The following is a 7034-nucleotide window of genomic DNA, read 5'->3' as shown; positions in this document are numbered from 1 at the left end:
CGGGCCGGGCCCGAGCTACCTCGATGAAGGTTCCGGCGGTCCCGAAAATGATTTCACCAACCGCAACACCACCTTCATGACGTGGAACATGCTGCACCTGGCCCGGATGCTCAAGGATGCAGGCGGCATTCCTGCCTACGGAAACCTGCCCGAGGCCTGGAAAGCCGGGACCAGGTTTGACTTCGAAAATCCGGAATACCGCTAACCGCTGAGGACTTCTACTACATATGACTACCAAGAGCCCACTGCTCGCGCGCCCCGGCGCCGTCGAAGCCGGCGGCGCTGACGCCGGCGTCGCCTCCCACTATGGCGAACCGCTGCGCGAACAGCGGGCGCTGGCGGCGGGCAGCGCCGTCGTCGATTTGTCGCACCGCGGCGTCGTCACCGTTACCGGGCCGGACCGGCTGAGCTGGCTCAACACGCTGTCCTCCCAGCAGCTCACGAACCTGGCGCCGGGGCAGTCCAGCGAGCTGCTGCTCCTGAGCGTGCAGGGCCGGATCGAATTCGACGCGCGGGTGGTGGACGACGGCGCCACGACCTGGCTGATCGTCGAGGCAGCCGAGGCCGGGCCGCTGGCGGAGTGGCTCAACAAGATGAAGTTCATGCTCCGGGTCGAGATCGCCGACGTGTCGGCGGACTGGGCCGTGCTGGGGTCCACCCTGCCGGTGCCCGAATGGTCCGGGCTGCTTGTCTGGGAAGACCCATGGCCGCATGTCGGCGCCGGCGGCTACTCCTACGCGGTGGTAGGGGAGGACTCCCACCCCGGCCTCGAACGGCCGTGGTTCGAGTACCTCGTCCCGGCTGCGGAGCTTGAAGCCACGGCCGGCGAACGCCCGCTGGCCGGCGTCTGGGCAGCCGAAGCCCTGCGCATCGCAGCGTGGCGGCCGCGCTGGGGTGCCGAAACCGACGACAAGACCATCCCGCACGAACTCGACCTGCTCCGCACCGCCGTGCACCTGAACAAGGGCTGCTACAAGGGCCAGGAGACCGTGGCCCGGGTCCACAACCTGGGCCACCCGNCGCCGCGCCGGCTGGTGTTCCTGCAGCTCGACGGCTCGCAGCACACCATGCCCGCAGTCGGCAGCGAGGTCCGTTCCGGGGACCGCAAGGTCGGCACCGTAACATCCGTGGCGCAGCACTACGAAATGGGGCCGGTGGCCCTGGCCGTGGTCAAACGCTCGGTCGCGCCGGAGGAAGTACTGACCGTCCTCGACGGCGACGAGCCTTACACCGCAGCACAGGAAGTCATTGTGGCTCCCGACGCCGGCCAGGTCGTGGGGCGGCAGACCGGTTTCCTGAGGGGGACCCGATGACGGAGGGCAGCACCGCGCCGGACGAGGAGACCCTGGCCCTGGCCCACAGGCTCCTCGATGCTGCCCGTCAGGGTGACTCCGCCCTGCTCGGCGGCTACCTCGCCGCCGGAGTCCCGGCCACCCTGACGAACGCGGCCGGGGATTCCCTGCTGATGCTCGCGGCCTACCACGGCCACGCCGACACCGTCCGGCTTATCCTGGCGCACGGCGGAGACGCCAATACCGCCAACGACCGCGGCCAGACGCCGCTTGCCGGTGCCGTATTCAAGGGCTACACGGATGTGTCGCAGGTGTTGCTCGACGCCGGCGCCGACCCCGACGCCGGCACGCCCTCCGCCCGGGCAGCCGCCCAGATGTTCGACCGGAAGGACATCCTGGCCCTGCTGGGCTGAACGCGTCGCGGCGGCCCGATGGGTATCTTGTGTCCTCATACTCCATGTGGAATAGTTCTAATGGAATAATAACCGCGGCTTCTGGCCGCGTTGACAGGAACCGCGTGAAGGACAACGCTCCATGGCCCGACCCGCGCCGCTGACACCGCTGGGTGTCGCCACTCTCTCCCTGCTGGTCGAAGAACCCATGCATCCCTACGAGATGTACCAGCTCCTGATGGCGCGGCATGAGGACCGGCTCGTGAAGGTCCGGCCGGGAACGCTGTACCACGCGGTGGGACGGCTCGAGGAGCAGGGCCTGGTCCTGGCAACCGGCACAGACCGTGAAGGCAACCGTCCCGAACGCACTACGTATGAGATCTCCGGGGCCGGGCGGGCAGCCCTCACCCAAAGGATTCAGGACATGCTGGCCAGCCCCGTCAACGAATACCCCTCGTTCCCGCTCGCCGTCTCGGAAGCGTACAACCTTCCGGCCGGCGTCGTGACCGAATTGCTCGACCGCCGCCTCAAGGACCTGCAGGAGCAACTGGACTTCCTCGCCGCGGCGCAGGACCGGGTGCGGACGAAGGGCGTCGAGCGCAAGTACTGGATCGACATGGATTACCAGCAGGTGATGCTGCACGCCGAGATCGGCTGGATCCGGAATCTCCAGGACCAGCTCGGCAGCGGCCAGCTTGCCTGGTAGCCCATCCCGGGCCCTGGCCCCGACGAACACCCTGTGAAAAACAACAACCACCCGTTTCGACCCGTAAGGAATCCCATGGAAATCGTTGCCAGGCCGTGGCCGGCGCTGTGGTCCCTCGTGATCGGGTTCTTTATGATCCTGATCGATACCACCATCGTCTCGGTGGCCAACCCCCGCATCATGGAAGGCCTCAACGCCGACATCAACGCGGTGATCTGGGTGACCAGCGCCTACCTGCTCGCCTACGCCGTGCCGCTCCTGATCACCGGCCGGCTGGGAGACCGCTTCGGCCCGAAGAAGCTGTACCTGACGGGGCTCGTCGTCTTCACCCTGGCGTCGCTCTGGTGCGGGCTCTCCGGCGACGTGCAGACGCTGATCCTGGCCCGGGTCTTCCAGGGTTTCGGCGCCGCGCTGATGACACCCCAGACCATGGCCGTCATCACCCGGATCTTCCCGCCGGACCGGCGCGGCGCCGCGATGGGCATCTGGGGCGCCACCGCCGGCGTCGCGACCTTGGTGGGACCGATCCTGGGCGGTGTCCTCGTCGACGGCCTCGGCTGGGAGTGGATCTTCTTCATCAACCTCCCGGTGGGCCTCGTCGGATTCTTCCTGGCACTTCGCTACGTGCCCGCCCTGAGCACCCACCCGCACAAGTTCGACATCCCCGGCGTGCTGCTCAGCGCCGTCGGGCTGTTCCTGCTGGTGTTCGGCATCCAGGAAGGCGAGACCTACAACTGGGGCACCATCACCGGACCCATCACGGTCTGGGGGCTCATTATCTCGGGGATCGTCGTGCTGGTGGCGTTTGTCGTGTGGCAAAAAGTGAATAAGGGCGAGCCGCTGCTGCCGCTGTCGCTGTTCAAGGACCGGAACTTCTCCCTGGCGAACATCGGCATCACCACCGTCGGCTTCGCCATCACCTCCTTCACCCTGCCGCTGATCTTCTACTTCCAGATCGTCCGCGGGCTGACCCCCACCCAGTCAGCGCTGATGATGGTGCCGATGGCGCTCATTTCCGGCGGCCTTGCGCCCGTCGTGGGCAAGATCATCGACCGGGTCAATCCGAAGTTCATCACCGCGTCCGGTCTGCTCCTGATGTCCGTGGCGCTGACCTGGAATGCCGTCCTGATGCACCCGGATACGCCGATCCTGCTGTTCCTGCTGCCGAGTGCCGTGCTCGGTTTCGCGAACGCCGGCATCTGGGCGCCCCTGAGTACGACCGCCACCCGGAACCTGCCGCCGCGNNGGCCGGCGCCGGTTCCGGCGTGTACAACACGACCCGCCAGATCGGGGCAGTGCTGGGCAGTGCCGCCATCGCGGTCCTGATCCAGGCGCGGCTCGCGGCAGAGCTTCCGGCGGTTCCGGGGGGATCCGGCGGGGCGAGCCCGATGTCTTTTGGTGGCACACTGCCCGAGGCTTTGCAGGAGGGGTTCTCGACGGCGATGGGCCAGTCCATCCTGCTGCCCGCTGCTGTCATCCTGATCGGCATGGCGGTGGTGCTGTTCTTTGCCAAACCCCAGCCGATACAGGGCTGGGGCACGCCCGGCTCCGTGCCGGCAACGTCCAAGGGCGCCAAGGGCGCCGAGGTGCAGTCCCGCTGAGGCGACGCCAGTGTGCTGCCGGTTCAGCCCAGCAGCACACTGGTCTGGATGCCGCCGGCGGCAAAGCCCAGGCTGCGGGCGATGGCCAGCGAGCCCTTGTTGCTGACATCGGCGCGCCACTGCAGCGTCAGCCCGGAGGCGAGGGCCTCATGGGCCGCGATTGACGCGGCCAGTGAGCCCAGTCCCTGGCGGCGCCATTCCGGGGCGACCAGCACCCCCATCTGCGCCAGGATGCCCTCCCACTCGGTGTAGGCGCCGCACGCCACCGGGGTCCGGCGGCCGTCCTCCACGTGCATGATGGTGAAGCGGTGCTCGAGGTCCGAGAGGCCCACCTCGTTGACGTCATCCGGCGGGCAGGCGGCTTCCAGCTCGACCGCTTCCGGGCTGCCCTGCGAGACGGTCAGCTCCTCCGCGGGCTGCTGCAGGGGCAGATCGTCCGCGAAGAACAGGGCCGCGGCGCCGAGCCCGTGGCCGCCGTGGTCCCGCGTGATGGTCAACAGGGTGCCGTGCTGTGCCAGTTCCCCGTCGGACAGCCCGCCGGCGGCATCCAGCGCCCATTGCGGTCCCACCAGGGCGGAATTGCCGAACAGCCGGACAAACTGGACGGCACGGGCCGACTCGTCGGCACGTGCGATGCGTTCGCCCGCGGCCGCCGCAAACGCGCCGTCGTCGAGGCCCAGGCGGCGGGCCCACGCGAGCTGGATGATATTGACCGAACCGGGCTCAAGTGTCATGGCTCCACCCTACCCACCGGCGTGTCGGGCTCAGTGCAGAGGATCGGGGGGCTCAGCCGAAGAGGACCGCGGCCTCGTCGTAGCGGGACTGCGGGACGGTCTTGAGGTTGCCGAGCGCGGCGTCGAAGCCCACGTGGACGATGTCGGTGCCGTTGAGGGACACCATGGTGCCCCAGCGTTCTTCGACGACCGAATCAATAGCGGCCATGCCCAGGCGGGTCGCCAGCACACGGTCGAACGCGGTGGGGACTCCGCCGCGCTGGATGTGGCCCAGGACCGTGGCCCGGGTTTCGATGCCGGTCATGGCCTCGAGTTCGGGGGCCAGCCGCTCGGAGATCCCGCCCAGCCGCGGACGGCCGAAGGTGTCCAGCCCGCGTTCGGAGTGCGGTGTTTCCTGGTCGTCCGGGACGAAGCCTTCCGCGACGACCACGAGCGGCGCGCGGCCGCGGTCGCGCGCCGAGACGACCCATTCGGCGATTTGCTTCATGGAGGCTTTCTGCTCCGGGATCAGGATGGCGTGGGCGCCCGAGGCCATGCCCGCGTGCAGGGCGATCCAGCCCACGTGGCGTCCCATGACCTCGGCGATCATGCAGCGGTGGTGGGACTCGCCGGTGGTCCGCAGCCGGTCGATCGCCTCGGTGGCGATCTCGACGGCGGTGTCGAAGCCGAAGGTGTAGTCCGTTGCGTCGAGGTCATTGTCGACGGTCTTGGGGACGCCCACAATCTTCAGGCCGGCGTCGGTGAGCCGCTTGGCCGCGGCCAAGGTGCCTTCCCCGCCGATGGCGATGAGCGCGTCGATGCCCAACCGGTCCATATTGGCCTTGATGACCTCGGGCCCGCCATTGTTTTCGAACGGGTTGGTGCGGGAAGTGCCCAGGATGGTCCCGCCCTGCTTGGCGATGCCGCGGACCATGGTGCGGGGGATATCGATGGTGTCGCCCTCAACGACGCCGCGCCAGCCGTCCAGGAACCCCACGAATTCGTGGCCATGGACGGCGATGCCCTTCAGGACGGCGCCACGGATGACGGCGTTCAGTCCGGGGCAGTCGCCGCCACTGGTGAGGATTCCAATTTTCATGTCTCGGCTCAAATCCTGGTTCGGAGGGTTACAGGCAGAGCGCCACGCTGAGCTCACCTAGAGTCTAGTAGCGCATGTGGGGCGGGACACAAACGGTGACATCGGCGAAGTGCCCCCGCCGGGCGGCAGGGGCACTTCCCGTCTCGCGGGCCGGATCTTAGGGGCGGGACGAACGGTTCGCCAGGAACGTCTCAAGGACGATGGCGTTCCGCTGGTCCGGGAGGAGCAGCCAGGCCGCGAGATAGAACACGAAGGCCGGACCGGGAAGCAACGCGAAGAGCAGGAACGCGATCCGGACGAACGCGACATCCACATTCAGCTTGGCTGCGATGCCGCCGCAGACACCGCCCAACCAGCGCTGCGGACCACGTTTCAGGCCGAGGCCCCTGACGGTGCTGAAGAACTTTTCCATGGTTCAAGACTTCCCTGTCGATGCTGCTTTGTCACGTCCGCGGGCCGAAAGCAGCCCGCCCACCACGAGTGCCGCCCCCGCGCCGATCATCAGGCCGATCACCACGTAGGTGCCGTTGAGCGCGACGATGCCAAGCTGGGAAACGATGATCAGTGCGGCGAGGGCCACCACAATCAGCCCCCAGACGATGGTGCCCACGCGGGGCGGGGAATCCTCCGGCGGCTCCGGGGCGCCGGAGCGCGGGGGAGTGGCGGGGCTGCTGCCTTCCGGGCTGCCGGACGGTGCGTCATAGCTGCTCATGTCAGTTCCCTTCCTTGATGGTGACGTTGCTGAAGGTGCCGTTGATCTTCACGACCAGTGTCGCTCCCGGCATGCCGGTGTTGTAGCTGCTTTGCTGGGTGGTCATGCCGCCGTGGTTCTGGCTGCCTTCGTTGAGGTTCCCCATGGTCATGTCGGCGCGGACCTCCACCGGAACAGTGTCCGGGATAACCACCGTGAGGTTGCTTGCCGTCGCGTCAATGGGGACCACCAGATCTGTTTCCAGCGGAGGGTTGAGCGAGAGCCGGGTCAGGTCCACGGTCCCGGTGCCGGCCGTGATATCGAATCCACCCTGCGCCTGCTCGATGCTCACCGGTGACCAGTCGGCGTTCTGCGGGCGGAAGCGGTCGCCGTTGGGGAGCACATTGAAGATGCCGCCGACGATCAGGGCGACCGCGGCGAAGAATCCGAGGATGCCCGAGGTGCGGCCCCGGAGCCCGGCGATGAGGATGCCGAGACCCAGGACCACGGCGGCGCTGGCCCAGACGACGGCGTTGCTGG

The 7034-nt window shown here is 67.7% G+C and carries 7 protein-coding genes and 3 pseudogenes; 5 read left to right on the top strand and 5 right to left on the bottom strand.

The annotated features are described in order from the left end of the window. The 5 genes and pseudogenes from K789_RS0116145 to K789_RS23330 all read left to right on the top strand — a co-directional run. Nucleotides 1-205 (top strand): annotated as a pseudogene (locus K789_RS0116145) (flavodoxin family protein); the annotation flags it as partial. A gap of 22 nt (nucleotides 206-227) precedes the next feature. Then, complete coding sequence (locus tag K789_RS0116140) at nucleotides 228-1313, top strand: YgfZ/GcvT domain-containing protein (RefSeq protein ID WP_024367659.1); 1086 nt, start codon at nucleotides 228-230, stop codon at nucleotides 1311-1313. Next, entirely contained in the window at nucleotides 1310-1705 is a 396-nt protein-coding gene (locus K789_RS0116135) for an ankyrin repeat domain-containing protein (protein WP_024367658.1), read from the top strand. The genes K789_RS0116140 and K789_RS0116135 overlap by 4 nt, the downstream gene beginning before the upstream one ends. A gap of 121 nt (nucleotides 1706-1826) precedes the next feature. After that, entirely contained in the window at nucleotides 1827-2390 is a 564-nt protein-coding gene (locus tag K789_RS0116130) for a PadR family transcriptional regulator (protein ID WP_024367657.1), read from the top strand. A 75-nt stretch (nucleotides 2391-2465) separates the two neighbouring features. Further along, nucleotides 2466-3991, top strand: a pseudogene (locus tag K789_RS23330) (DHA2 family efflux MFS transporter permease subunit). 23 nt (nucleotides 3992-4014) lie between these two features. Here the strand turns inward: K789_RS23330 and K789_RS0116120 are convergent. The 5 genes and pseudogenes from K789_RS0116120 to K789_RS0116100 all read right to left on the bottom strand — a co-directional run. Beyond that, nucleotides 4015-4725 carry a GNAT family N-acetyltransferase gene (locus K789_RS0116120; RefSeq protein ID WP_024367656.1) on the bottom strand — a complete coding sequence of 237 codons (711 nt, stop codon included), beginning with the start codon at nucleotides 4723-4725 and terminating at the stop codon, nucleotides 4015-4017. Nucleotides 4726-4777: 52 nt separating this feature from the next. After that, nucleotides 4778-5803, bottom strand: coding sequence for a 6-phosphofructokinase (locus K789_RS0116115; protein WP_024367655.1), 1026 nt, complete (start codon nucleotides 5801-5803; stop codon nucleotides 4778-4780). Between the two features lie 157 nt (nucleotides 5804-5960). Then, on the bottom strand, nucleotides 5961-6215 hold the full coding sequence (locus K789_RS0116110; protein ID WP_024367654.1) for a PspC domain-containing protein: 255 nt from the start codon (nucleotides 6213-6215) through the stop codon (nucleotides 5961-5963). A gap of 3 nt (nucleotides 6216-6218) precedes the next feature. Next, nucleotides 6219-6515: a hypothetical protein gene (locus tag K789_RS0116105; protein ID WP_024367653.1), complete on the bottom strand. Its 297-nt coding sequence runs from the start codon at nucleotides 6513-6515 to the stop codon at nucleotides 6219-6221. Nucleotide 6516: 1 nt separating this feature from the next. Beyond that, nucleotides 6517-7034 (bottom strand): annotated as a pseudogene (locus tag K789_RS0116100) (LiaF domain-containing protein); the annotation flags it as partial.

Origin of the sequence: Arthrobacter sp. TB 26, from assembly GCF_000427315.1 — a bacterium.
Taxonomy (GTDB): Bacteria; Actinomycetota; Actinomycetes; order Actinomycetales; family Micrococcaceae; genus Arthrobacter.
The sequence above is the reverse complement of the archived record's forward strand: the minus strand, read 5'-3'. Positions and strand labels throughout refer to the sequence as shown.